This is a genomic window from Flammeovirga agarivorans (assembly GCF_012641475.1).
In the GTDB taxonomy this organism is placed as follows: Bacteria; Bacteroidota; Bacteroidia; order Cytophagales; family Flammeovirgaceae; genus Flammeovirga; species Flammeovirga agarivorans.
Genome location: NZ_JABAIL010000002.1, coordinates 1,008,681 through 1,034,712, shown reverse-complemented (window position 1 = coordinate 1,034,712; position 26,032 = coordinate 1,008,681). Strand labels below are relative to the sequence as shown.

Sequence of the window (26,032 nt, the reverse complement as noted above, 5' to 3'; positions counted from 1 at the left end):
TAATAGAATTAAGGGGCTTATTGTTTGAAATAAAACTTATTGTTTCTTAAAAAATATTTCTATTGCTTTCGGAAAGCGTTTAGCCCAATCTCCTTCGGAATGTCTGGCTTGTTTATCAACAACTACGAACAAGTCTTTATTGAGCTTATATCCTTTGTTTAGTAAAACTTTTTCCATTTTCTCAACTCCAGGTTGAAGAACGATATCAACTTGTTTTCCACCGTTATCAATATATAAAACAAGGTCTTTTTTAGGATCTTTGATGATGGAGTTGATGTAATCAAATTCTTCATATTTGAATGCTGGTGACATACAAATGGCCCCTTTGAATACATCTGGATATTCCCATGCAATCATAAAACTGACCAGTCCTCCCATAGACGATCCTGCTACTAGTGTATTTTGCTTATCAGTCTTAGTTCTATAATTATCATCAATAAACTTTTTAAGATCAACAGCGAGTGATTTACGATATAATTTACCTTTTTCAGTATCGCCATAGTCATCTGTTCTATCTTGTGTACAGTAGGAGCCGACGATAATGATTTCTTCAAGTTGATTGGCTTGAATTAAACTGTCTACAGTTTCATCAACCTGCCAGTCTACACCAAATGAACTTGTTTTAGGGTCGATGATATTTTGACCATCATGCATGTAAAGCACCGGATACCTTTTATCTTTTTTCGTATTGTAAGAAGGAGGGAGCCAAACGATAATATCTCTGTCGATTAGACCATCATAATGAAATTTTTTATGGTATTTGACATGACCAGTAATTTGTCCTTGTATCTTTTTTTCTTCTCCTGTTGTCCATTGTGGAATATGAGTAACTATCGTAGTGTCCTTTTTAGGAGCAATAAACTCTTCATTTTGTTTTTCGACACCATTTCCATCAGCTGCTTGAAATTTCCAATCACCTAAAGCATATTTAAATTCAATTAATTTACCTTTTTCAACACTGTGGGTGAATTCCCAATGAAGTTCATCCACCTTTTTCATGGTAACCACTGAAGGGTTCCAATATCCAAGGTATTCTTGATTACCAACAATATGGATTATTTTATCGGTTGGGTGGTTTAATTCTACTTTCCATGTGACAGTAATCTCATCTTTATTGGAAGAGTTACAGCCAAAGAATAATATGAAAAGGAATGGTAGTATGTAATAATTTTTCATTTTCAATAGAGATAAAAGGTTATTAAAAGAAATAAGCCTCATACTGAAGTAGTATGAGGCTTATTAGATCTATTCAAATTTTGAATTATGGACGAAGACGGATAGTTGTAGTACCGCCAATCCAACATCCAACGTTGATTGTTTTACCTTCAGCATAACCCTTTGCAGCTAATGTAAATACATCAGATTTAGTAGGGAATTGCTTTTGAGCTTGAGCCATTTTAGAAGAGTTACCTGCTTTTTTGTACATATCGTACGCAGCTAAGTAACATCCTTTTTCTTGTACGTTGTCTTCAGAAGACTCGAAACATTGTTTGAATGAAGTCATATACAAGTCACCAATGAAAGTATAAGCTTCAGAAGCAATATTTGAATCGTACTCAACAGCTTTATAAGCTTGTGCGCGAGCTTGAGATTTTAAACCTTTCTTGTTGTAAAGTTTTGCAAGGTCGATAGAAGTTTCAGCTTGTTTAGCTGGATCTTCAGAATATAATTCGATTGCTTTCTCTTTCCACTCGATAGCTTTGTCAGTGTCACCTTTTTTGATGTATTGACCTGAGATTAAGTTTGCATATGCTGGAGTAGGCTCAGCATTGTAAACAACCTCTGCAGCTTGTAAGAAGTAAGGACCGTCCATACATTTCTTACGGATAGAGTAACCAACAATTTTCTTAGCAGTTGCTAAATCCTCAGGGTTAGCCTTGAATTTAGCACCTAATTTGTTGTTGATGAAGTCACAGTCAATGTTCAACATACCCATAATGTACTTGTCAGCCATTGTTTGGATACGTGACCATGCTTTTACGTCTTTTTCTTTTTTAGCTGCTTCAGCAATCTCTACGTTTTTAGTAGCAATTTCAGAAATGAAATCATACTCGTCCATTAACCAATCTTCGTTGTAAGACTTGTATTTTTTGAATTCTGGATCGTTTGCTTCAAAGTTTGCTTCTAAGTTTACTAACTCTTTTTCAGCAGCAGTTTTCTTAGCAGTATATTCTTTGATTTGAGCATCTGTATATTTTCCATCAGCATTTTCAATTACAGAGTTTGCAGTAAGAATTGCTGATTTTTGTGCTTTTGTCTTAGGATCTTTGTTGAAACCTTGAACAGCTTTTTTGTAAGCAACATGTAATTTTGCTACGATAGCAACGTATGCAGACATGTTAGAGTCGTCAGTTTTAACGCCATCTCTTTCTGCGATTTTGTGGTAGAAATCGTAGTAAGTAGGAAGGTTGTCGTTAAAGTCAGGACGATCTTTGTAATATCTGTAAAGGTATTTACCTTTTTCTGATTCCCATTTGTCAGCTGAACCGAAGTATTTACCTCTGTCATCATATAATTTAAGAACCATATCCTCATACTTAACGATAAGGTCTTTGTCCGCTGCATCCTTTTTCTTTGATTCCGAAGAAACTAAAGATTTATATAATTTTAATCCGTAGATATAAAGATTCTTGTGGATATATGGAGCGTTAGTATAAAGGTAATCGAAAGCATCTAGCGTTTCTTTGCTATAATTTTTTGCTTTCATGTTATCTGAGAAGAAAGTGTACTTAGATTTTGCTTCCTCTACATTTTCACCCCAGCAATAACCTCTTGCATCACATCCTTTTTTTACGCTACCATCGGCAGCTTTTTGTTCTGTTAAGCCATTATCTTTTGACTCAGTTGACTCCTCTTGTGCTTGAGCTACACCAGCTACAAACAAGAAACCTAATAGAAAAGTTGCTAACTTATTCATGTTTGAAATTCGATTGATTAGTTGATTCGACGCCTTACGAACCAGCGATCATTGATTGTTACACCTATATTTAATCTATAATGACGGTCTTCAAACGAAGAGACAGTTTGAATATCAGATCTCATCCATCCGTATTCACCAGATACTGATAGCGAAGAGAATCCCATTGGGAACTCAATACCTGCCGTCACTACATACTCTTTAATTTTTTCACCGTATGCTTGATAAGGGGTTTCTCCATATTGGAATCCACCTCTCCAAGTCAATCTCTTCCAATAACTTGAAGCTGATAAATAATCAGGAGTGTATTCAAAACCGAGGCCTACCTTAAAAGCATCGTATAAATCACTGGTACCGTCGTAATTAACGAACTCAGACCAGCTTTGTTTTTTGTAATCAATAGCGACTGCTAATTTTCCGACTAATTCGTAACTAATACCTACTGCGATTTCAGAAGGCATGGTTGCATTCTGAGAGTTATCAACAATAAGTGTATCACGATTTAATACTAAATCAGTTGTCGATCGTGTTTGTATATCCTCTAGACGTTTTACGCCAATTTGTTGCTCAAAAGTATATGTACCACCGAAGTTAATACGATGACCTTTTTCTTTAGGACCGAAGTGCTTTGAAAGATAGATACCAGGTTTATAAACCAACCCTCTATAATTTAGACGAATACCTCTTGCTGAAATGAAGTCACTACTTCCGTTTAGCAATTCAGTCTTCGTTACTTTTTCAATAACACCTACGTTATATCCTAACTCTAAACCAACAGATAGCCATTTTGCTACTCTAAAAGCATTACTGAAGTAAACTTGGTTAATACCTCCTTTACCTTCATTCTGGATACCGTAATATCCAGCAGGAATGTTTTGTCCGTTGATTGGAGCATATAAAGTATCTGCTTGTGAGAATTTATAACTAACAACAGAGTAAGGCTTAAAACCAACACCCATTGTCCATCTTTGACTCACTGGAAAAGCAAATGTCATGTAGCTAAGGCCTCCACCGTAATCTTGTTGTGTTTGACTCTCCGCAACTAAATCTCTTTGTTCCACATACATACCCACTTCGAATAAAGTAAGGTTGTTGTAAGTTAGAGTTGCAGGGTTTAACAAGTTAGAGTGACCATAACTAGCAAGACCTACACCTGTATATCCCATTCCCATATTTCTTACAGAAACAGGTTCTACTGGTTTACCTACTCCTAATGCTGTAAAAGGAGCGTTACCTTGTTGTGCTTCTACCTTATTAGTGAAAGCGATGAATGCAAGGCAAGTGATTATGATATAATTAATTCGTTTGTACATGTAATCTCAGAATACTATCGATTCCTTTGAGAACCAGATTTCGGTCAGCAAAGATGCTTGAATTTAATTTAGATTCAAAAGTATTTGCTACTCCACCACACAACAAAGTATTAATTCTGCCAAATTTTTTTTCATAACGAAGGATTGTTCCTTCTATTTCAGCAGTTAATCCATTGATAGCTCCAGAGAGCATACAATTTGTTGTGCTATTACCGACTAATTCTTGATCAAGATGTTCTACAGATATCATAGGCAATTTTGCCGTAAACGTGTGCATCGCCTTTAGTCGCATGTCAATACCTGGGGATATCGCACCACCAAGATATTCATTACCTTCTGTAATGAAATCAAAGGTTACACACGTTCCAATATCTATAACAAGACAGTTTGAATTAGGATAGATTTCTTGAGCAGCTGCAATTGCGGCTATTCTATCAACTCCTAAAGTAGTTGGAGTGGCGTATACATTCTTAAAGGGTAGGTGACTACCTGATGTTATCTCCAATACTTTGAAATCTTTTTTTAGCTGCTGAATCAAATTATTATCGTTTGAACCAACATTTGCGACCCCTATCCATTCACAAGAGAAACCATATAGTGCTTGAATAAGTTTAACGTCATCATCATAGACACCAACTTCTATTAATTCGTTGTCTTTGAAATAACCAACTTTAATCAAGGTGTTACCTATATCAATGGCTACTCTCTTGTTCATTCTTAACTATCTAAACTTATCTTATTGATAATTAGTAGTGTGCATTCTACATAATTACCTTTATCAAGTCTTTAATCAAAATTATTTCACACTAATTAACCTTAATAACAATGCTTTACGAATTTGTGAATTCTAAGTAAATTATTTCATCACCTTCGTTGATTTCACTTAAAGAATCCGTTACAGGAGTGATATAATGATTAGCGTGAAGTATAAATATTGGTAAATCAAATGTTGATAACAATTTTAATGATTCCTCTTGATCATAATACTGCTCTGATTTAACATTCTTTACAATATGTTTACGTCGTATAAGATGTGTTAAACCTATAAAGTCGTATTTGCCTTGGAATAATAGATGTTGGGGTTTTTGAAGCGTATTCATTCGAACTTCATTTCTCGAAGCAAGTCTAAAAACTTTGTTCATGCCCAATTCTGATGAGATCGTTCTATTACCGAGAATATTGATTTCATCGTTTGATGTAGTCGAGAAAAGTTGGCCATAAGCAGAGAAGTCAACAAATTCCAAAGCTCCTTCTGAAAGGATACTTCCTTCGTAAGTTTTAATTCCTTGTCCCTGGGCTTCTCGAATATTAGGTTTTGAAGTATCCGACATCATTACTGGAATGTCGTATTTCTTAAGAATTTTAGCAATGAATCGCCCTACTTCACTTGCTCCTAAGAATAGTATACCATTAGGTTCCTTTCTAGTTACCTTTAATGCTTTTGCTAATGGTTTTGCCGTAAGTCCTTGTATCACTACTGTACCCACAATAATCATAAATGTTAGTGGAAGAAGCATTTTGGCTTCCTCAACTTGCATTTCATTGATTGGAACACTACCTGTTGTTAATTTAATAGTAAACAATGAAGCGACACCTGCAGCAACAATCCCTCTTGGTGATATATAAGAGATGAAAATTCGTTCTCTCCAGGAAAGTGATGTCCCGATCGTACTACTTAGCACAACTAAAGGTCTTATCACATATATTATAACGATAAATAATAATGCACTTTTTGTGTTGACTAATGCCAAAAGGTCATCCACCTGCATTCTTGATGAAAGCATAACAAACAAGAAAGAGATTAGGATAACAGTAATATCTTCTGTGAAATGTAATATAGATTTAAGGGATGCAACTTTAGAGTTTCCTATAATCATCCCATATACCGTTACTGCTAATAACCCAGATTCTGCATGTAACATATCGGATAAGGCGAAAGTGCCAATTACAGCTCCAAGAATGATGGTGTTTTTTAAATGTTCGGGTAAAATATTCCGATCATTCAACATCTTTATGGTGATAAAAGAAGCTACTCCTCCAACAAATAACCCGGCTAATGTTAGAAGAATAAAACCTTTTAATGCGAAAAATGTGAATAACTCGTTGGGTTGCCCTGATAAGACAAAGTCAAAAATTAAGATGGCTGTAAGTGCCCCGATAGGATCTATTAATATACCTTCCCATTTGAGAATTGTATTTATTCTATTATTGGGTTTAATATTCCTTAGCATCGGTCCTACTACTGTAGGGCCAGAAACGATGATTAGTCCTCCGAATAAAAAAGCAATGCGATAGCTAAAGCCCATGATATAGTGGGTCGCTAATGCACCACCTATAAGTGTTATGATAGTACCAAAGATTAATATTCTCCATATCACGCCACCTAGGTTTTTGGTTTCCTTAATCTTTAATGTCATTCCACCTTCAAACAGGATTAAGCCTACTGATAAGTTGACCACATCGAACATTAAATCACCATGGAAAATTTTATCACCATCGATAAACTTAGCACCATCAGGTGTAAAGAGTGTAGATACTGGTCCAACTAGAAGACCAATTAAAATTAAGGGGAGGATAGCAGGTATTTTTACCTTCCATCCAAGCCATTGTGCAAAAAAGCCTAAGCCAATTAATGAGGCAAGTTCTACCATTCTAACTGATTAAGTAATAGTTTTTGTCTGATTTTAACGATAATGAAATCTATTCCTAATTAACAAATATAAAAATCTCGTTGGTTCTTCCCTTATCATCAGTGCAGGATATTTTATTTTTTCCCACTTCAAATTGATAAAAAAATGAAGATTCTATATTTACCTTAGCCACATATTGGTCATTTACATACCAATAAATATAATCTACATCATTAGCCGTAATCGCCTGCAATTCTAGTTCAGTATTATGATCTAGGATATAATAAGTACGACCATCTACAGGGCTTGAAATCGTAGGAGGTTTACCTGAAATTGTATATTTGCATTCAGGGTTATGAGGTGGAGGAGTTTCAAAAGGTATTTTTTCATCGTTATAAAAACGTACCAATTGTTCTGGATAATTGTTGTAAAACTTCTTTTTATACCCACCTTCTTTAGGCAAACATTTTCCACAATATGAGAAGGATTCTATCGGATTAATAAAATATAGTTTTCGATGTGAACATTTCTTGGTTAATGATACAGTAGGGATATAGCTATCTTCTATAGTATGATCACAGAAATATTCTGGAATTAAACCTGTACTGCTACATACTAATCTTTCGAAAAGTTGATCTGGTATTTCAAATTCTTCTTTTTTTGAATTTACTGTTGGATATAAAGTTCTGAAAATATTAAAAAGCAGTGGTGTCGCTGTCTCTGCACCCGTTAAATCAGGAGAACCTTCGTTATTGAAGTTACCACACCATACTCCAACAGTATATTCTTTATTGTAACCAATACTCCATGCATCTTTTCTACCATATGAAGTTCCTGTTTTCCAAGCAATGTTAGGAGCATTATTACTGTTTTGAGGATTATTAGGTAAATCGGGACGTTTTAAATTAGAAAGTATCTCATATATCATATAATTACTTTCAGGACTTATTATTTGATAGTTAGTGGAATCCTTGTCAAAAGTACTTTTTCTTAGGGAGGAATATGTTCCTTTATTTCCCAATGAGGCATATAAACCCGTTAATTCTTCTAAAGTTACACCACAACCTCCTAGTGCGACAGATAACCCCAATCTATTTTTTTGTTGTGCTATACTGTTAAAGCCAGCTGTGATTAATTTGTTAGTGAAATGATCCACACCAATTTCTTCTAATGTTGCTACTGCAGGTATATTCAAAGACTTTCCTAGAGCATCCTCAACAGTGATATAGCCTCTAAACTTTTCATCATAATTAAGTGGACTATAGTTTCCAAAATCCGTAGGTACATCTAATATTTTAGTTTTCGGTGTGATTAAACCTCTGTCGAACCCAATCCCATAAATTAATGGTTTTAATGTACTTCCAGGTGATCTTTTCGCCTGAATTCCATCAACCTGACCAGCAAATTTATCATCGAAGAAGTCTTGAGAACCAACATAGGAGATGACCTCTCTAGTATGATTATCGATAATGATTGCGGCAGCATTATTAATCCCAATACTCCTTAATCGTCGAGCATATTTTTTTACTAAATCTTGCGTTTTTAATTGTGTATTAATGTTGATGTAAGTTTTGATTCTAGATTCATCATAAAACCTGTTTGTCAGTTGTCTACTTAAGTGAGGAATTATTTTAGGGATACTTGTACGTTGAAGATTTATAGGTTCAACCTTTGCTGATTCTAAAGCATTCTCATCAATTAAACCACCTTGATAGTATCTTTCTAACCACTTATTTCTTTCTGAAACGATAAGGTCTTGCTGTTTTCCTAATGCTAATGATGTAGGGCGATTGGGAATAATAGAGAGCATACATGCTTCTGCAGGGCTTAGAATTCCAGGGTTCTTTTGTAGATATAAAACAGTAGCAGCTTTGATGCCTTCTATATTACCACCAAAAGGAATGATATTGATATACATTTCAAGTATTTCCTTTTTTGAGTAAGTACATTCAAGCTGTAATGCCCTAAACATTTCGATAATTTTATTGTAGTAGGTTCTTTCTTTTGGTTCTAGCAATCGAACAACTTGCATACTAATTGTGGATGCACCTGATGTTCTTTTATTACTATAAATATTATTGAAAAAAGCTCTAATTATTGCTAACGGATCTACACCTAAATGGTAATAAAAGTGTTGGTCCTCTTTGTGTAAAATATTATCAATAAATAAAGGGTCTACTTCATCTAGGCTAGAATATAATCTCCATTTATCTTCATTATTGAGTGTTGCACCAATAACTTCATTATTAGAAGAATAGAGTACTTGTCCATAATGTATTTTCTTTGGATAGGGAAAAAGGAAATGAACTACCCCGAAGATTAATAATTGTACTAAACTAAGAAACGTTAAAGTTTTAATTAGTTTTGTAGTTAACTGCTTGATTTTTATGCTTGTAAATTTAGTTTCTTTCAATATTACTCTTAATTTGAAGAATATCATTCTGTAAACAACAAGAGAGGAAACTTCTATTACTATGGAAGTAAACAAAGAATAAGAATAGTACAATTATCGTCAGTCTATAAAACAGCATACTATTCTCTTGTAAATGTACATATTTTTATTCTACCCTGTAATAACCTAGTTAATTATTCTCATCAACTATCACACGCTTGGCCCATGAAGACATCGATAACACGATACACAACTATTAGTATATTAACCTTAATGCTTATCTCATCATCATTATTCTCTCAGACTTTTGAAGAACACACTATTCAGTTTCCAATGTTACATGAATATGATGGTTCTTACAGGTTAAATGAAATGGGAGAACAAGGTTTACTCGTTTTAAGAAATCGCTACGGAGGAGAAAAGAAAAATATCATTTCAGATATAGAGGTTACTTATGTTCAAACTGATTTTCAGAAAAAGTGGACAAAGCAGATCAAATTAGACCATTATGGAGATGTAATTTCAGATGGTTACGATGATGATTATGCTTATTTCTTAATGAAATCATCAGAATTGAATTATCAGGTTCTAAGAATTAGATTAGCTGATGGAGCCCAAAAAGTTTTCTACTACAAGAACGTAGAGAAAATGAAAGTAGACTATTTCTCTGTTGAAGATAACATTGCTTTCTTAGGTGGTTCAGCAAACAATTTACCTATCATAACTCATTGGGATCTAGAAGTAGGAACGCGCAGAGTATTGTCATCAGTACACCAGATAAAAGGGGGAATTGTTTGTATGGAATACGATAGAGACGTCGATATGCTTACAGTTGTAATAAAAGCTCAAATGTCGAGTATACATCGAGGACTATATGTAATTGATTATTCTATAGATGGAAATATTCATAAACAATATTTTGAAGAAATTCAGAGAGAGTACAATTATCAAACTTTTAGACCTTATCATAATTCAAGAGGTGAATTAGTAATGATTGGTACTTATGGTTTAGGTAATGAATCTGAATCTACGCAAGGAGTTTATTCAATGATTTTATCAAATAGAGGTTATCGATTAAATCCAAAATTTTATGACTTCTCATTCTTTAATAATTTCTACAGTCACTTAGACCCAAAAACGAAAGAAAAGAGCCAAGAGAAATTCCAGAAAAGACGTGAAAAGGATAAAGTTGTTCCTTTACGTTTAGAAGTGATGCCTAATAGACTTCAGTTTATGAATGGTCAGGTAGTCTTTGTAATCAATGAAGTGAGTTTTATTTACCCATTTAACGAAACTGCAAAATATGCTGGTGATGGCTTTTATTCTAAAGCTGAAGTGCCCACTTTCTCAGGTTTTGTTCAGGATTATGACAATATGATTGTTAGAAAAGGGGAATACATTCCAAGTATGCTTGTGAATGAGAAGATGAAAGAAAACTATCCTTTCCCTATCGAATGTAATTTCAAAAGGGCTTTAGCTTGTGGTTTCGACTTTGAAACAGGAGAAATGCGTTGGGACAATACCTACTTGACAAGAAACCTGAAAACAGAACTACCTGTTGAACTTGTTGGTGCATATGCAGATAATAGAAAGGTAGCATTCTTACATGTTAGCAGAGATAGTTATTTCTATAAAGTATCTGAAAGATTAGAGTATAAACACGATTGTCAGGTGATTTCATACAAGGATTATTCACCTGCTTATGAAATTGAAAAATATACAAATGGAGGGTTGACGCATTGGTACGGTAATCATTTTATCCATACCGGAACTAAGAAAATTCAGAATCGATTATCGAAGAATGAATCCGATCAATACTTCTTTTTAACCTGTTTGTCCTACAGTAATAGATCATTAACTGATTAGTTTAATTAGTTGATATATAGACTTTTAAAATATTTGTTGATTGAAATTTTACTAAATAGTTTGTTTATGTGACTACTTTTTTGAGTAATTTGTGTTATAAACGTACTATTTACACATATATAAACACACACTTGCGATGGGTTACATTGAACCAGCTCCGATTACAGACAAGGAGAATCCCTTTGAGTCGATGATGGAGCGATTTAATATTGCCGCTGAAAAACTAGGTCTCGATTTAGAAACTTACGAAGTCTTAAAAAGTCCAGCAAAACAGGTAATTGTTTCATTACCGATTGTGATGGATGATGGACATAAAAAAGTATTTGAAGGATACCGTGTAATCCATTCAAACACTCTAGGTCCTTCAAAAGGTGGCGTCCGTTATGATATGGATGTGAACCTTGATGAAGTAAAAGCATTGGCAGCTTGGATGACTTGGAAATGTGCTGTAGTAGACATTCCATATGGTGGAGCAAAAGGAGGGATTAAATGTGACCCTTCGAAAATGTCTAAAGGTGAATTAGAGAGGCTAACAAGAGCTTATACGGTAAAAATGTATGAGATCTTTGGGCCAGATATCGATATTCCAGCTCCAGATATGGGGACAGGTCCTCAGGAAATGGCTTGGATTATGGATGAATATTCTAAAGCTCAAGGTAAAACTGTTCAGGCTGTTGTTACCGGTAAGCCTCTAGTATTGGGAGGATCTCTAGGTAGAGTAGAAGCAACAGGTAGAGGAGTGATGGTTTCTGCAATGGAAGCATTGAGAAAAATCAAAATCTCTCCAAATGATGCAACTTGTGCTGTCCAAGGATATGGTAATGTTGGTAGTAATGCTGCAAAACTTTTACACCAGAAAGGATTGAAAATTGTTGCTATCAGTGATCACACAGGAGCATTTTATAATCCTGATGGAATTGACCTCAGAGAGGCAAGTGAATACAGAGAAACATATAAAACATTAGAAGGCTTTACAGGTGGAGAATTGATCACAAATGATCAACTTTTAGAACTTGAAGTTGATGTTTTAGTACCTGCAGCAAAAGAAGATGTAATCAACAATAAAAATGCTGAGAATATTAAGGCAAAATTAATTGTTGAAGGAGCCAATGGTCCTACTGGAGCAAAAGCGGATAAGATTCTTCATGATAAAGGTATTGTTGTAGTGCCAGATATTCTAGCAAATGCTGGAGGCGTAACTGTTTCTTATTTCGAATGGGTACAAAACCGTTTAGGGTATAAATGGACTCGAGATAGAGTAAACAGGAGATCAGATAGAATTATGAAAGAAGCTTTTGAGAAAGTATTTAAGATTGCAGAAAAACATAATGTATCGATGAGAATTGCCTCATATATGGTAGCCATTACTAAAGTTGCTGATACTTATAAATTAAGAGGAAGCTTCTAAGAAATTTTAATAAATCAGTATGTAAGACCCTTTGGAGTTATTCTTCATTGGGTCTATTTCTTTTAGAATGAGTGCCTTTTCCACCCGTAAGCACTGTATTTATTGTGCTGTTGATAACATCATTAGCCCATAAAACAGCTTTGTGTAAATTAGGTCCCATGTTAAATCGATAACCACAATTGATCTCAAAACTTGTAAAGTAACTGATTGCTAAAAACTCTTGATTAAAAGTGTTAGGTAATGCACTATAACTAATTTCAGAGTTAATCTGCATCGTGATAAATAGCCTTTCTGTATTATATCCACCTGATGCTTTAAAGTCTAGTGCAGGAAGAAAAGAATAATGTCCATCACTGCCATCTTGTAAAGTGAAGGTTTGGTATTGACCTCCAGCTCCAATTCCAAGCATTCCTCCAACATAAAAACCTTTATACACTAGTACACCTGCAACACCTCCAATTGCTGTTAAATCAAACATTCTTAGCTTAGTCATTGTTCCATATGTAGAATCAGGGTTTCTAGCTAATGGAGGTAAGAATGGTTCTAGGGCATTATAGTTTTCAGATCTGAATCTAAATTTATAATAAGTAGTGAATGCACTTCTTAATTGAATTTCCTTCTGTTTGAAAATAGCCTTATAACTAAATTTCTTATTATTAAATCGTACACCATGAAGGTTAATCGATCTAGTAATTATATCATCTCTAATTAATGGGGCAGGTGTGGTTTGTAAACTATCATAATACTGAGGAGTAGAATCTAAGAATCCTGAGTAACGATAATATTCAGCATCTAAATACCATTTCTTTACAAAGCCATCTACTCTTAAACGGAAAACACTTGATTTGCCATAAATGCTTTCATCGTATTGGGAATAAGGCGTTTGAATACTGGCTCTTACTCCAAGGTTACCAAAAGAGAAACCGAGCCCAACCAAATAACTATTATTCGGTCTATAAACAATGTCATTGGGTCTATTTCTACGGGTTAAACCATCATTATCCCACCATGATTTTGGGGGGTAATTATTAAAAATAAGATTCAACTTTGAATTCGAGAAGTAAGCACTAAGACTTACTTTATCCATTATATCTCTAACATGAGAATTGTTTTGATGCAGCGAATCCATTGTACTTTGACCAAAAGTAGAACTTGTAGACAACCAAAATAGATAAAAAAGTAGCGTTTTAAGTATTTGCTGCATAATGGAAAAAATCAGAATACTCTCAAATTACATGATTTCATACTTTAATGAAAAAATATAAAAGATAATTTTTAACTTGATAAATAATTTTATAAACTCAATTACGGACAATAAAATAATCAGCTTATACCATGTTTAAACAATCTATCATTTCGATAACTTTTTTCCTGCTTTCATTCAATTTATTTGGTCAAGATGTTCCAACTAATGCTAATGATATATCGCCTCTACTAATTGGTGAAACTGTTCCACAAGTCTCCTTAAGAGATGTAGAGAGCAACTTGGTTGATCTATCAAAAATGATCAAGAAGAAACCTACAGTACTAATTTTCTACAGAGGGGGATGGTGCCCTTACTGTAATAAACAGCTTGCTGGCTTAGGAGAGGTATCAGACTACTTAGTGAGTATTGGTTATCAAATCATTGCTATTTCACCTGATACTCCAGACCATTTATCACTAACTTATGATAAACACATGATGAATTACATGCTTTTATCTGACAGTGATATGGAAGCTTCTAAAAAGTTTGGTTTGGCTTATGAATTGGATGATAAAGCATTCAAAAGATTTTCAAACTTAGGAATGGACATTGTTACAACTACTGGAGAAAAACACCAAATGTTACCAGTTCCTGCGGTTTTCTTTGTAAAACAAAATGGAGAAATTAGCTTTGAGTATATCAACCCTAATTTCAAAAAAAGAATCAGTTCTACATTATTAGTAACTGCAGCTGAAACAATGGGAGGAGAATAACGATTTTATATATATCATAATTTAATTTTCAAATGCAACAGTTAGATCAGGAAGAAAAACAATTAGGAGGGAAAAGCTTTATTTCAGAAGCTTTAGGAAGTCATTTAATGGGGCTAAAAGAAAATGAGTTGAATGATACACGTTTACTCTACCTAAAAAGAAACGGTTATAATGCTTCAAAATTAAGTGTGGCATATCAAAAACAACAAGAATTGATCGAACAACATAAAGAGGCTTTCGTAAAGGAGATGAATCCTCCGATTGAAGAACACATTCCTCCGATGATCAATTCTATGTTAAATCCCTTGATGATTGATATTTTTACTTCTGAAGAAGAATTAGGAAAATATATCTTAGATAAGATCATTTAGGTTTGGTGATGACAGTCAATGTAAAAAAGTATATAAGTGTTTAAATTACATTTATATAAAAACACCTTAAAACATAACTGTCATGAAAGCGAATGTCCTCAATCAATTGATTAAGAATCTTGAGATGGAATTTAATCGTTCTTCTCATTATCGACCTAACTCTCAAGGAATAGTATTAACGATCTCTAGAGAGTATGGCTCTTCTGTAAAAAAAGTAGCTCAACTTTTGGTAGATCGGTTAAATAAGGAAGAAATAGGGTTTGACCTTTGTCCTAAAAAGTGGCTCCTTATAGATACCTCTGTGATCAGAGATTTATCTGAAGAATTGCATCTTGAATACAAAGATATTGCAGAATACGTTCCACAAGAAAAGAAAGGACTTATTGAGCAGTTGATTCATTCGTTTAGTCCAAGCTATAATAAGTTGGATGGTAAATTGGATAGTACATTAAAGTCTATAATTCATGCCTACTTTGAAAGAGGTAATGTGATAATTTTAGGCAGAGGAGGAGGATTCTATGCTGAAGGGTTATCGAATGCTCTAAGGATTAAGGTGAATAGCAATTATCAATTTAGAGTTGCAAAGATTATGGAAAATCACAATTTGGGCTTTCAAGATGCAAAACTCAAAATGTTGAAGTACTCTAAATTGAGAAATGATTTTCTAGAGCATATCGGAAAAGGTAAGAGAGAATCTTATGATACTGTAATTGATAGAACAAGACTTGATGATAGTACTTTAGCAGATTACCTTTTATCTTTTACAAATGCAAAAGTGAAAGACCTGAGAAGAGAAAAAGAAAAGGAACAGAAGCAAAAAGTTTCTGTATAAAATAGATAAGGCTCAATACGTAAATTGTATTGAGCCTTTTTATATTCTAGTATTCTTTGTCTTAAAGTTGTGTCTCTTCGTATTTAGAAGGACATTTCATTAAGATTTCTGAAGCAATAAAATCACCGTCTTTCTTTGCTCTACCGATCACTACTACTTTTTCAGATTTTTCAAAATCTCTCATTGAAGCAGGAGGAGAATAACAAACGACTCTCTTCATTACATTCTTGTCATCGACAAGGTTAAAAGCCAAATAATTGGCGTCTTGAGCAGGATCGTATTGGATGCCAATAACGTTTCCATTTTTGTCTTTTTGAAGTTCACCAATAACATGAACTTTGTTTTCATCACCATCATGAGCTAATTCATAAGCTGTAGAGAAATCTACATATGCACTAGCATCTCCTGCAGTAACTACAAGGATACTAATCATAATACCAATGATGATCAAACCGAAAATATGTGACTTTTTCATGGGTGTAATTTTTATTTGTCGTTAACCAATTGTTCTAGCTTCTTTAATTTCTGGTCAGTATTGATCAAGTAAACAATCAATCCTACCCATAAAGTAACAATCACTGCAACTACTACATAGATTTTGCCATCAGCTCTCATAGCATCAGCCATTTCTACGCTATTATTTACATAATCACTTTCTGTTGTAGGGATTTTACCTTGAGCTAAGGTATTGACTATCATCATACCCCAAAGAAGTAAACTGGAAAATAACTTTTTCATCTATTATATACCTTAATCGTTTTCTAAAATAATATTCTCAATTTTTTTGGCTCTTACTCTTAATTGAGCGAACCAGACGCCTATTAGTGTCCAACCTATTACTGCAGGGTAAAATACCATACGTAATTTACTATCCATGTCATAAGCATTAAAACCAGGGTTTCCACCATTACCAGGATGTAACGAATCAGTTAAACGAGGTAAGACGAAAATTAGTGGAATAAAAACAGCAAAAGCGAAGATATTCCAAATAGCACTTATTCTTGCCTTTTGCTCTTCATCTTTAAAAGCACCTCTCAGAATTACATAAGCGAAGTAAAACATTAAACCACCAGCAGCGGCGTTTTGTTTAGGGTCTCCACTCCACCAGTCACCCCAAGTGTATTTGGCCCAAACGGCACCAGTTAAAATACCTAATATACCGAATACTATTCCTGTATTTGTTAATTCATTAGCCCAGATATCGTCCTCAATTCTGTGATGTCTCAAATATTTAATTGAATATACCATTGAACCTAGAAGAACGAGAATCATTCCGAACCACATTGGAACGTGGAAGAATAAATTACGAATCGTTTCATTTAAAATCGCTAATCTAGGAACGTCCATCAGGAGTCCGATAATCAGAGTGTAAGCGAGAAGAACTATTGCGGTGATTTTCCACCAAGCACTTTTCATTTGTGAATTGTTTAATTTATTAATTTAACTCCTCCAAAGATACGGAAAGAGGAGATAAGAAACCGTAATTACAATAACATCAATAGCAAAAATAACTAAGAATTCGTCCATACTTTGACTACGGGCTATTCCGTCCATCGCATTTTTAGAAATTTTAATAAGCATTAATATCATTGGAAGGATTGCTGGTAGCCCTAATATTGCCATTAATGTATTGTTTCCTTGAACCTTGGAAGCAATACCAGATACCATCGTCAGTGATGATGCAAAACCAATGGCTCCTAAACACACACTACCATAGAATAATAAAGGGTCTTGTACAGGGTTGCCAAGTACAACACTATAAACCCCTAATCCGAGGAATGCGATGATTAACATTAAGAAGGCATTGTAAATCATCTTGGACAAGATGATGGATTGGGGGCTTACCATTTGGTAGTAATAGAAGAATCGCCCTTTTGCCTCTTGGTTGAAACTTTTAGCTGCTCCATTTAAGGCAGCAAATAATTGGATAATCCAAAAAAGAGTATTCCAAGTAATTGGCGATAGCTCCACTCTTTTTTGATTGAAACTCAGGTAACAAACAAAAATAGTGCTTACTGTAAATAATAATAAACCATTAAGATTAGACCTTTCTCTCCATTCTAACTCAACCTCTTTTCGGACTAATATTCCTATTTCTGCTATTATTGATTTCATAATCTTCTTTTCTGCTTCGCAAATTACCAAAAAATCAACAATACATCCAATTACAAAGCAACTGAACTTTTTTTGGCACTTTATATGCGATGAACATTTAAATATTCTTTAAAATTGATAGAATATTTTTCTCATAATTTGATTGAAGCGGAAAACTCCATCAATTTTGCTGTTGTAATGGAGGTATTAAATATTTTATGAAACAAACTTTTTTATACTTTGGTATTGTCTTTTGCTTGCTATTAGATGGATGTGTGCCCAAGGTTTGCCCAGCCTATGTGAGTGTCTTCTATCAAAAAGATGATCCCAATAGTTTGTATTACGTGAATAAGGCATCTAACCCTGATGGCGACTATTTTCTTCCTTTAGGAGATGATTCGACCATGACGGTTAAAGGTTCGTATTCCTATATTAGCTACTTCGTAGATGACTCTACTGCGAAGGAAGAAGAACTGTATGCTTCAAGAGAAATGGAGTGGAGTGGTACAGTGAAACCTAGAGGAGGCTTCTATGGAAAGCTAACAAACAAAGAAGAAAAACTGAGCAGTAAAAATTATCCTAACTATATTATTGGTTTAACAAAGAACCCTTATCCAGTAGTTGATGAGGATTCTACCATTGAATTTATAGCAGAAGATAGTGTATACCTGGTAAGTTCTAGTGATTCTCTTGAAAACTTAATGTTTGGTGGAGGTCCAGGTTATGATGATTCTATTGTAGCAAAGGAACTTCCTGATCAAAATGATGATGATGAAGACCTTATTGTCAGTGACTCTATGCCTCCAATGATGTATGATGCAGAAGTATATCTACAGAAGTATGGTCATATTGTAGCAAGGGAAGATAGTATGAGAGCTGGTTTCTTTATTGTACCTGATTCAATGTATTTAGTAAAAAGAAAATGGTACGAGATCTGGAAACCTAAAAATTATATGATTCCAAAAAGGGTTCTGGATGAAAAATATAATAGTCAGTTAGCAAAATATGAATCAGATTCTTTATTGAAAGTAGCGAAAGAAGATTCATTAGAGCAGATCAGACTACAAAAGGAATTAGAAAAAGAGGAAGCAGCTGCAGCTGAAAGTCAAGAGGAAAATCCAATGGATAGTTTACCAGATGATGAACAAGATGCAAATACACCTGCTAAACCTGAAGAAGATTGGTAGTCAAAATATTTACTATTTCTTCTCAACTTAAGTATCCATAGGGTATTGTAGATACAAAAAAGAGCAATGAATTACTAGATTCATTGCTCTTTTTTATGTCTATTTATTAATTGAATGTTGTATAGATTATACTAACACATTCTCTTTTTTATCAGAATTGATAGCGTTTTTACTTCCTTTATTCTTCTGTTTTGCCTCTTTAAAGCGTCTGTATGAAGAAATACCTGTACCTATACCTAATAAGATAGTACCAATCCAAAGGATACTGATGAATGGTTTTTCAACAGCTTTCATGATTACCCAATCCTTTTGAGTAGTTTCAGCAGTAAATACAAAAGAGTTTTCTTTAGGGAGAATTTCTTTTAAGACAACTCGTAAACCAAGCTCTCTATCTGTTGAAGGTAGCATACCTGCTTCCCAATCTTCCATTACACCATCAATACCCATACGTTTTACTTTTGTAAGAATATATGAAGGTTTTAAATCGATACTTTTGTTATTTCCTACTAAAACTCTAAGTGTTGCTTGTAAAGCGACATCTTCTGGTTTGATGTTATAGCCTGGAGCTTTTTCAAGTGGTTTTACACCATCAAAAATTACTACATAATCATTTAGGTAGGTAGTATCACCTATAGACATTTTCAGAGGGTCTTGCATTGTCCATTCTACTTCTTCATCACTTACAGCTAAGTTTGTGATGTGAGTATACATGTCCTTGTTCCAGAATGAGGCAATATCTGGAGATGGGATAGGTCCCATATCTTCATTGTCTTGAACTCTAGGGAATAAGGAGAACATTTCTCCATCATCACTCTTATATTCGATCTCGTAGTAGATATTTTCATTGTAAATTTGGATTTCATCGCCAACTTGGGCTTTAGTTTCACCATCTACAATAATATCTTCAACAACTACTGCCTTATAAGGATCTGATGCCTTTTGCTTCACAAAGTCTTTATTGAAATATCCAGGGACATCTTGAGAAGTTAACCTTGGACCTTTGTATGTTAAGTAGTATTTACCCATTCTTTTCGAGTGACCTCTAAAAAGAAGGACATTCTCTTTGTTCATTTCCTCAGGGAATTCACTATTATAAATTCTACCTGAAGTATTCAACGAGATCACTTGTTCGTATCCAGAAGAACTTAAGATACCTAATAACATCAATGCAACCCCGATATGGCTGACAGAACCTCCAGATACAGCAATTTTACCTTTAGTATACTGAATCAATACTTGAGTATTTGCTACTAAACTGAATATTGCAGCGGTTAAAAGGATGATGTATGTAGGTTGGTGTACATTGCCTAAAATGATGATTAATGCTGTAATCAACATAGTTGCTACATAAGGTATTGATAATGTACTCCAGATGTTTTCTTTATTTAATCTCTTCCAGAAGAAGAATTGTGTTGTACCTGATACTAATGCTAATGCTACCGCAAACCAAAGTTGGAATTTAGTATAGAAAGCTACTGCATCAGCTGGAGGAGCAACATTTGATTCTATTCCAAAGTTAGAAAGAAGTGCATTCCAAGCAGGAATTGAAGTAGGTACTAACACTTGGAAACTCATAAGAGTTAATACTGTAGAACCTATGAATAACCAGAACTCTGGGCTATATGCAGATGCTTCTTCAGGATCTGAAGGCATACTTTTCCATCTTCCTACAAATAATACAATGGCAATTGCCGTAAAGAAGATAAGGTATAATAATAGTTGTCCTGAAAGACCTAAGTCTGTAAACGAGTGGACTGAAGCCTCTCCCAATACACCAGATCTTGTAAGAAAAGTTGAATATAAAATTAAGATAAAAGCACTTACCACTAGAATCATACTAGTTTTTAAAGCAGCAAAGCTCTTATGTTGAATGATCATTAAATGAAGACCTGCTACTAAAATTAACCAAGGTACATATACTGCATTTTCTACTGGGTCCCAGTTCCAATAACCACCAAAGTTTAAGGTTTCATAGGCCCAGTAAGCACCCATCATAATACCAATACCTAAAACGGAGATAGCTAGGATTACCCATCCCATACTTGGTTTAACCCAACCTTGGTAATCTTTTTTCAATAAAGCTGAAATTACAAATGCAAATGGAACCAATGTAAGAGCAAAACCCATAAATAAGGTAGGAGGGTGAATCACCATCCAAATATTTTGTAGTAGTGGATTTAATCCAGTACCATCTTCGGGAACAAAATTCGGATTAGTAGCGAATACCGGAGCTTCAATAGCGTCTCTTAATAATATAAATGGAGAAGAGCCTATTTTTGATCCAAAAACTGTAATACCAAGCACCATTGAAATAAGGAAAGCTTGAACAGCAGCGACAATGAACATAACATCAAATTCCCAATCACCAGACTTTCTAATGATGAAAAAGGCAATTAGAACATGCCAAAACGACCAAACTAAGAAACTACCTTCTTGTCCTTCCCAGAAACTTGATACTATATAATATGCCGGTAAGTTGTTTGAAGAGTGACTCCATACATAATGATATTCATAGTAGTGATTGAAAATCATGTAGAATAGAATACATACAATACTGAAAACGGAAATACCATGGATGGTAAAAGAGCCTCTAGCAAGACTTTTCCAGCGTTGTTTCTCAACCTCGTTTTTTTCTATTGCTGTAAGGCGATATGAAATGGCAGCAATTATTGCAGTAACGAAAGCTACAATAATTGAAATATGCCCTAAATCACCAATGAAAGAGTGAATCATTTTGATTGTTATTTGATCTTGTGGGGTGTACGATCCCTTTTTTACAAAACTACAAAAGAGGTCAATGAACCCCTAATACCCTATACGTTATTAACTTTCCTTTTGATTTGAAAGTTTGATTGTTGTTGTAACGACTACAAATATAACATTTGTTTAGTCTTCTTGTTCAAATGGAAGGAAAATAGAGTGCCCTTCGACAACTTGTGGATTGAATTCTTGTATCAATTGAATACCTTCCTTCTGATTGTCATAATACATATCAGCAATCTTTTTTAAAGTTTCTCCTTTTTGAACCAGGTGTGTGCCTTTTACAGGTACGATAAACCAGTTCTCATCCATTACCACTTTTGCTTCAATAGCTAATGGATTATAGATATTGAATTTTTCAGCTATCTGGATTCTGTTGAAACGACTTCTTGTATCTCTAAAAAGAGCATACATTCTATAGCGTTCGTTGTCAAAAGCATCAAAATCTCTTTCTGCGATAGATTGAATATGTTGTTTCTGATACCTTCTAAAAGCTTCAATTTCTTTTTCGGCTTTATTGAGTTTTGTCTGTAAAGAAGCTAACTCTTTATCTTTATTGGTGAGTTCTCCTTTCCAATTTACCTTATTTTGTGTGTACATGAAGATCACAAGGAGGGCAAAAAGTAAGAACCCAACAAAATTGTAGATTTGATTTTTCTTTTGATTGGGGTTTGCTAGTTTTTTGTCGGCTTCTTTTTCATATGGAAAAACTTCTTGAAGCGCTTTTTCTCTATTTCTACTTGGAGCATTATCTCTTAAAAACTCGCAAGGCAGAACTCCACAAAAAGCAATATTGTTATCCGTATTGTTCTGAATTAAGCTTTCGGCAATTACTTGCGGAAGGGAAGATGTGAATACCTGTTTTAAAGTCTTTGGTGGGGTATTAAAAAGTAGAGAAGCATTGCCTATAATTAGTATATCATCCTCATTTAATAAAAAAGGTGTAGCAACATTGGTGTTTTTTGTATGTGGAGGAGATAAAAAACGACCTTCTCTAAACACAAAAACTCTTAATTGACCATTTCTAGTGTGCCACATTCTACGGTCTTTTAAATAGACAAGCACATAGTCATCACCTGCAAAATTTTTAATCGTATTTGCGGCTTCCTTTAAGGCTAATTGTGGTTTCTTACTTTCTTTGAAAGCACTGTCAACCGTTGATCTAGTTTGTTCGTCGTTATTTTTTGAAAGCATACAACCGCCGATTACAAGGCTGTCGTTACTTTCTTCTTGTAGCCAAACATGGGTGATATCTGCATTAGATGAGCTATCACCTAGAGTATATTTTTGTGTGGTTGCGATCGTCATTCTTGATGTGAAAAAATAAGTAATTATTCTAAATCACTTATTGAAAACATATATTCCACTCTACGGTTTTCTAGGTGCTTTGCATTTGAACATTTTACATTGTTTTTGCACCCATTTAGCAAGCGGTTTTCTCCAAACCCATCTGCAATAATCCGCTGAGGTTTTATCCCATACGAAATTAAGCAGTTTTTGAGAGAGTTTGCCTGTTTTTTTGACAATTTTAAATTAAAATCGTCATCTCCTCTAGAGTCTGTATGACAGTTGATGATCAGTCGGTAATAAATATTTGACTTCATCTCACTAGCTATTGCTCTTAATTCTGTTTCTGATGATGCCGTTAACTTATCGGTATTAACTTCAAAAGGATACTCTTTAAGTTGTGTAAAGAGTGAAGTTGGTAGTTGAATATCATGATCTATCTTGGTAGCCTCCACTTTGATCCGTTCTTGGAAAAGTAACTCACCGTCTTCACTTTTTAGGATGATGTGATAAATTCCATAATGCCCTACAATAATCTCAAAAGCGTTATTGTTTGATAATTCGATTTGGAAGTATTGATTTAATCTTACATCAAAAAGAGTACATTTTATATTTTGTTTGGAAGGAGGGTTTATAATCTTACCAGTGATGTTTGCATATCCATCACTCTTCTTCATGATAAACTGAACACTAATTTTTTGTTGTGGGCTAATATTATTCGTATTGATACTAAAAGCATCGTTGGTAGTTTCCCATCCATTTTTTTGACATAAAATTACAAACTTCTGATGATGGGGTAATTCTAGATTGAATTTACCATTTTTATCAGACTTACTTCGTTGATAGACTTTTAGGCCATTGGTTCTTTGCGATGTATCTGCAACAAAAACAATCACATCTGCTTCATTTATAGATTTGTGTTTTTCAGAATAAACAGAACCAATAATTGAGATTTTTTGACTGCCAAAAAGTGAATTTGACGTAAGAGCAAAGGCTAAAAAGCAAAAAAAAGATAGGATTTTATATGAGTTAAACATTATCATTTATGGAGTCTGACTTATTTAAGCTTTCTTTTTTACCGTCTTTGGAAGATTTGAGAAAAGGCTGAATTGTAATAACTTGAGTAAGAAAATTTTATATATTACACAACTTATTATATTAACATACGTTATAAGTTTGTATATTTGACTTTGACTTCAAAATTATCCTATACCTAAAAAATGGTACTTTCTGTTATGCGATTTTCTCATTGTTATTATAGAAGAGCCCTACTTTTATGTGTTGCGTTGCTATCATCTTTTGCCTTAACTGAAGCTTCCAACAAAGAATTTACACTCAAAGGAATTTACGTTGATAGTGACAACGGGAATACCATTGAGGGCGTAAAGGTTTGCATTCAAAATATCAAAAGTGGTGCCAAGACTACGATCTATACCGACCAAAATGGACAGTTTGTGATTACTCTAGAAGGAGAGGCAGAGTTTAAAGTATATGGTACAAAACCATTGTATTTTGATCAAGAAGAACATAATCTGACAACTATAGGTCTAACAGACGAAGAAATTATTGAAATGTCTTTTGCTATCGAAGAAGTACATTTTAATACACTTTATACATTGACGAACTTAGAGTTCGAAATCAATAGTCATTTTAATGTCATCAATGGTGAAGAACAAATCACTTTCCTATCTGATTTATTAAGAACAAATCCAGATGTTAAGGTGACCATTCGAGTACACTCTGATTCAAGAGGTGCAGATATCTATAATAAAGAAATGACACAAAAGAGGGCAGATTATTTAAGAGAAGTCTTGATGTCCAAAAAAGTAGCTGCTTCAAAAATAGACGCTGAAGGAATTGGTGAGGAAGAATTACTTAATGATTGTGGAAATGGTATTAAGTGTTCAGCAGGAAAACATTTAGAAAATAGAAGAATAGAGTTTATTCTTAGTAAAGGGTAAATCAAAAAAATATATTTAATTCAATAAAAAAGACCTTGATTCAAAAATCAAGGTCTTTTTTCATGTGCAGAAACTAGTAATTAAGCTTCTACTAATAATTTTGCAAGTGTTTCTCCGATATCAGCAGGAGACTTAGAAACAGCGATACCACATTCTTCCATGATACGCATTTTTGCTTCAGCTGTATCCTCAGCGCCGCCAACGATAGCTCCAGCATGTCCCATTCTTCTACCTTTTGGTGCAGTTTGACCAGCGATGAAACCTACAACCGGCTTAGGGTTGCCTTGTTCTTGGATCCACTTAGAAGCTTCAGCTTCATAGTTACCACCAATTTCACCAATCATTACGATAGCATCAGTGTCAGGGTCAGCCATTAGTAACTTAACAGCTTCTTTAGTAGATGTTCCAATAATTGGATCACCACCAATACCGATAGCTGTTGAAATTCCGTAACCCGCTTTTACGATTTGGTCTGCAGCTTCATAAGTTAAAGTTCCTGATTTAGAAACGATACCTACTTTACCTGGCTTGAAGATGAAACCTGGCATAATTCCTACTTTAGCTTCGCCTGGAGTAATTACACCCGGACAGTTTGGTCCGATAAGAGTAACGTCTTTGTCTGCTAGGTAGTTTTTCGCTTTAACCATGTCTGCAACTGGGATACCCTCAGTAATTGCAATAATTACTTTGATACCAGCATCTGCAGCTTCCATAATCGCGTCTGCAGCAAATGCAGGAGGAACGAAAATGATAGAAACATTGGCACCTGCTTGTTCTACCGCATCAGATACAGTATTGAATACAGGACGATCTAGGTGAGTTTGACCTCCTTTACCAGGAGTTACACCACCTACTACATTTGTGCCGTAAGCAATCATTTGCTCGGCATGAAAACTGCCCTCAGATCCAGTAAATCCTTGAACAATTACTTTTGAGTCTTTATTGACCAATACACTCATGGTTGTGTTGGTTATTTGTTAGTAAATATTAATATTACCTTTTCGGTTGCAATTTATACAATTAGATTGTCAAAGTGAACAAAGATCATTCTTTTT

Annotated in this window: 22 protein-coding genes; 7 read left to right on the top strand and 15 right to left on the bottom strand. The window is 34.3% G+C overall.

Annotated features, from left to right (window positions below):
• Nucleotides 1–36: 36 nt before the first annotated feature.
• The 6 genes from HGP29_RS08920 to pbpC all read right to left on the bottom strand — a co-directional run bounded on the left by HGP29_RS08920 (nt 37) and on the right by pbpC (nt 9,273).
• On the bottom strand, nt 37–1,176 hold the full coding sequence (locus HGP29_RS08920; RefSeq protein ID WP_168882019.1) for an alpha/beta hydrolase-fold protein: 1,140 nt from the start codon (nt 1,174–1,176) through the stop codon (nt 37–39).
• 85 nt (nt 1,177–1,261) lie between these two features.
• Nucleotides 1,262–2,917 (bottom strand): tetratricopeptide repeat protein, encoded by a 1,656-nt coding sequence (locus HGP29_RS08915; RefSeq protein WP_168882018.1) that lies wholly within the window; start codon nt 2,915–2,917, stop codon nt 1,262–1,264.
• Nucleotides 2,918–2,934: 17 nt separating this feature from the next.
• Nucleotides 2,935–4,230 (bottom strand): OmpP1/FadL family transporter, encoded by a 1,296-nt coding sequence (locus tag HGP29_RS08910; protein WP_168882017.1) that lies wholly within the window; start codon nt 4,228–4,230, stop codon nt 2,935–2,937.
• Nucleotides 4,214–4,945: a type III pantothenate kinase gene (locus HGP29_RS08905; RefSeq protein ID WP_168882016.1), complete on the bottom strand. Its 732-nt coding sequence runs from the start codon at nt 4,943–4,945 to the stop codon at nt 4,214–4,216. Before HGP29_RS08905 ends, HGP29_RS08910 begins: the two co-directional genes overlap by 17 nt.
• A gap of 115 nt (nt 4,946–5,060) precedes the next feature.
• On the bottom strand, nt 5,061–6,881 hold the full coding sequence (locus HGP29_RS08900) for a cation:proton antiporter (protein ID WP_168882015.1): 1,821 nt from the start codon (nt 6,879–6,881) through the stop codon (nt 5,061–5,063).
• Nucleotides 6,882–6,936: 55 nt separating this feature from the next.
• Nucleotides 6,937–9,273: a penicillin-binding protein 1C gene (gene pbpC / locus HGP29_RS08895; RefSeq protein ID WP_168882014.1), complete on the bottom strand. Its 2,337-nt coding sequence runs from the start codon at nt 9,271–9,273 to the stop codon at nt 6,937–6,939.
• Between the two features lie 252 nt (nt 9,274–9,525).
• Here pbpC and HGP29_RS08890 point away from each other — a divergent pair, with 252 nt between their 5' ends.
• A complete protein-coding gene (locus HGP29_RS08890; protein ID WP_211093234.1) occupies nt 9,526–11,118 on the top strand; it encodes a hypothetical protein in 1,593 nt (530 codons plus the stop codon).
• 136 nt (nt 11,119–11,254) lie between these two features.
• Complete coding sequence (locus HGP29_RS08885) at nt 11,255–12,526, top strand: Glu/Leu/Phe/Val family dehydrogenase (protein ID WP_168882012.1); 1,272 nt, start codon at nt 11,255–11,257, stop codon at nt 12,524–12,526.
• Between the two features lie 37 nt (nt 12,527–12,563).
• On the opposite strand, the gene HGP29_RS08880 is transcribed toward HGP29_RS08885, so the two are convergent.
• Nucleotides 12,564–13,730 carry a DUF4421 family protein gene (locus HGP29_RS08880; protein WP_168882011.1) on the bottom strand — a complete coding sequence of 389 codons (1,167 nt, stop codon included), beginning with the start codon at nt 13,728–13,730 and terminating at the stop codon, nt 12,564–12,566.
• Nucleotides 13,731–13,861: 131 nt separating this feature from the next.
• Here HGP29_RS08880 and HGP29_RS08875 point away from each other — a divergent pair, with 131 nt between their 5' ends.
• The 3 genes from HGP29_RS08875 (at nt 13,862) to HGP29_RS08865 (ending at nt 15,688) form a co-directional block, all read left to right on the top strand.
• Nucleotides 13,862–14,485 carry a peroxiredoxin-like family protein gene (locus HGP29_RS08875; protein ID WP_168882010.1) on the top strand — a complete coding sequence of 208 codons (624 nt, stop codon included), beginning with the start codon at nt 13,862–13,864 and terminating at the stop codon, nt 14,483–14,485.
• A gap of 32 nt (nt 14,486–14,517) precedes the next feature.
• Entirely contained in the window at nt 14,518–14,856 is a 339-nt protein-coding gene (locus HGP29_RS08870) for a hypothetical protein (protein WP_168882009.1), read from the top strand.
• Nucleotides 14,857–14,938: 82 nt separating this feature from the next.
• The gene (locus tag HGP29_RS08865) at nt 14,939–15,688 is read left to right on the top strand and encodes a cytidylate kinase-like family protein (RefSeq protein ID WP_168882008.1); all 750 of its coding nucleotides are present in this window, start codon (nt 14,939–14,941) and stop codon (nt 15,686–15,688) included.
• A gap of 61 nt (nt 15,689–15,749) precedes the next feature.
• On the opposite strand, the gene HGP29_RS08860 is transcribed toward HGP29_RS08865, so the two are convergent.
• From HGP29_RS08860 to HGP29_RS08845, 4 genes are read right to left on the bottom strand one after another with little or no spacing between them, the layout of a single operon-like run.
• Nucleotides 15,750–16,163 carry a cytochrome c maturation protein CcmE domain-containing protein gene (locus HGP29_RS08860; protein WP_168882007.1) on the bottom strand — a complete coding sequence of 138 codons (414 nt, stop codon included), beginning with the start codon at nt 16,161–16,163 and terminating at the stop codon, nt 15,750–15,752.
• A gap of 11 nt (nt 16,164–16,174) precedes the next feature.
• Entirely contained in the window at nt 16,175–16,426 is a 252-nt protein-coding gene (locus HGP29_RS08855; RefSeq protein ID WP_211093233.1) for a CcmD family protein, read from the bottom strand.
• A gap of 12 nt (nt 16,427–16,438) precedes the next feature.
• Nucleotides 16,439–17,104: a cytochrome c biogenesis protein CcsA gene (gene ccsA, locus HGP29_RS08850; protein WP_168882006.1), complete on the bottom strand. Its 666-nt coding sequence runs from the start codon at nt 17,102–17,104 to the stop codon at nt 16,439–16,441.
• Between the two features lie 24 nt (nt 17,105–17,128).
• Nucleotides 17,129–17,803 (bottom strand): heme exporter protein CcmB, encoded by a 675-nt coding sequence (locus HGP29_RS08845; RefSeq protein ID WP_168882005.1) that lies wholly within the window; start codon nt 17,801–17,803, stop codon nt 17,129–17,131.
• Between the two features lie 197 nt (nt 17,804–18,000).
• Here HGP29_RS08845 and HGP29_RS08840 point away from each other — a divergent pair, with 197 nt between their 5' ends.
• A complete protein-coding gene (locus tag HGP29_RS08840) occupies nt 18,001–18,969 on the top strand; it encodes a hypothetical protein (RefSeq protein WP_168882004.1) in 969 nt (322 codons plus the stop codon).
• A 126-nt stretch (nt 18,970–19,095) separates the two neighbouring features.
• Here the strand turns inward: HGP29_RS08840 and ccsA (HGP29_RS08835) are convergent, their stop codons facing one another.
• From ccsA (HGP29_RS08835) to HGP29_RS08825, 3 genes are all read right to left on the bottom strand, one after another.
• On the bottom strand, nt 19,096–21,702 hold the full coding sequence (ccsA, locus tag HGP29_RS08835) for a cytochrome c biogenesis protein CcsA (protein ID WP_168882003.1): 2,607 nt from the start codon (nt 21,700–21,702) through the stop codon (nt 19,096–19,098).
• Between the two features lie 153 nt (nt 21,703–21,855).
• Nucleotides 21,856–23,037, bottom strand: coding sequence for a hypothetical protein (locus HGP29_RS08830; protein ID WP_168882002.1), 1,182 nt, complete (start codon nt 23,035–23,037; stop codon nt 21,856–21,858).
• A 23-nt stretch (nt 23,038–23,060) separates the two neighbouring features.
• A complete protein-coding gene (locus HGP29_RS08825) occupies nt 23,061–24,053 on the bottom strand; it encodes an OmpA family protein (RefSeq protein WP_168882001.1) in 993 nt (330 codons plus the stop codon).
• A gap of 183 nt (nt 24,054–24,236) precedes the next feature.
• On the opposite strand from HGP29_RS08825, the gene HGP29_RS08820 reads away from it, so the two are divergent.
• A complete protein-coding gene (locus HGP29_RS08820; protein ID WP_211093232.1) occupies nt 24,237–24,977 on the top strand; it encodes an OmpA family protein in 741 nt (246 codons plus the stop codon).
• An 80-nt stretch (nt 24,978–25,057) separates the two neighbouring features.
• Here HGP29_RS08820 and sucD read toward each other — a convergent pair whose 3' ends face one another.
• Nucleotides 25,058–25,936: a succinate--CoA ligase subunit alpha gene (gene sucD, locus HGP29_RS08815; protein WP_168881999.1), complete on the bottom strand. Its 879-nt coding sequence runs from the start codon at nt 25,934–25,936 to the stop codon at nt 25,058–25,060.
• Between the last annotated feature and the right edge of the window lie 96 nt (nt 25,937–26,032).

Bases quoted from the DNA above. Each gene is read 5' to 3' on its own strand.
- HGP29_RS08920 (WP_168882019.1), bottom strand. From the start codon at position 1,176: ATGAAAAATTATTACATACTACCATTCCTTTTCATATTATTCTTTGGC.
- HGP29_RS08900 (WP_168882015.1), bottom strand. From the start codon at position 6,881: ATGGTAGAACTTGCCTCATTAATTGGCTTAGGCTTTTTTGCACAATGG.
- HGP29_RS08870 (WP_168882009.1), top strand. From the start codon at position 14,518: ATGCAACAGTTAGATCAGGAAGAAAAACAATTAGGAGGGAAAAGCTTT.
- ccsA (WP_168882003.1), bottom strand. From the start codon at position 21,702: ATGATTCACTCTTTCATTGGTGATTTAGGGCATATTTCAATTATTGTA.
- HGP29_RS08840 (WP_168882004.1), top strand. From the start codon at position 18,001: ATGAAACAAACTTTTTTATACTTTGGTATTGTCTTTTGCTTGCTATTA.
- HGP29_RS08865 (WP_168882008.1), top strand. From the start codon at position 14,939: ATGAAAGCGAATGTCCTCAATCAATTGATTAAGAATCTTGAGATGGAA.
- HGP29_RS08830 (WP_168882002.1), bottom strand. From the start codon at position 23,037: ATGACGATCGCAACCACACAAAAATATACTCTAGGTGATAGCTCATCT.
- HGP29_RS08905 (WP_168882016.1), bottom strand. From the start codon at position 4,945: ATGAACAAGAGAGTAGCCATTGATATAGGTAACACCTTGATTAAAGTT.
- HGP29_RS08845 (WP_168882005.1), bottom strand. From the start codon at position 17,803: ATGAAATCAATAATAGCAGAAATAGGAATATTAGTCCGAAAAGAGGTT.
- HGP29_RS08825 (WP_168882001.1), bottom strand. From the start codon at position 24,053: ATGTTTAACTCATATAAAATCCTATCTTTTTTTTGCTTTTTAGCCTTT.
- sucD (WP_168881999.1), bottom strand. From the start codon at position 25,936: ATGAGTGTATTGGTCAATAAAGACTCAAAAGTAATTGTTCAAGGATTT.
- HGP29_RS08910 (WP_168882017.1), bottom strand. From the start codon at position 4,230: ATGTACAAACGAATTAATTATATCATAATCACTTGCCTTGCATTCATC.
- HGP29_RS08875 (WP_168882010.1), top strand. From the start codon at position 13,862: ATGTTTAAACAATCTATCATTTCGATAACTTTTTTCCTGCTTTCATTC.
- HGP29_RS08885 (WP_168882012.1), top strand. From the start codon at position 11,255: ATGGGTTACATTGAACCAGCTCCGATTACAGACAAGGAGAATCCCTTT.
- HGP29_RS08860 (WP_168882007.1), bottom strand. From the start codon at position 16,163: ATGAAAAAGTCACATATTTTCGGTTTGATCATCATTGGTATTATGATT.
- HGP29_RS08890 (WP_211093234.1), top strand. From the start codon at position 9,526: ATGCTTATCTCATCATCATTATTCTCTCAGACTTTTGAAGAACACACT.
- HGP29_RS08915 (WP_168882018.1), bottom strand. From the start codon at position 2,917: ATGAATAAGTTAGCAACTTTTCTATTAGGTTTCTTGTTTGTAGCTGGT.
- HGP29_RS08880 (WP_168882011.1), bottom strand. From the start codon at position 13,730: ATGCAGCAAATACTTAAAACGCTACTTTTTTATCTATTTTGGTTGTCT.
- HGP29_RS08820 (WP_211093232.1), top strand. From the start codon at position 24,237: ATGGTACTTTCTGTTATGCGATTTTCTCATTGTTATTATAGAAGAGCC.
- HGP29_RS08855 (WP_211093233.1), bottom strand. From the start codon at position 16,426: ATGAAAAAGTTATTTTCCAGTTTACTTCTTTGGGGTATGATGATAGTC.
- ccsA (WP_168882006.1), bottom strand. From the start codon at position 17,104: ATGAAAAGTGCTTGGTGGAAAATCACCGCAATAGTTCTTCTCGCTTAC.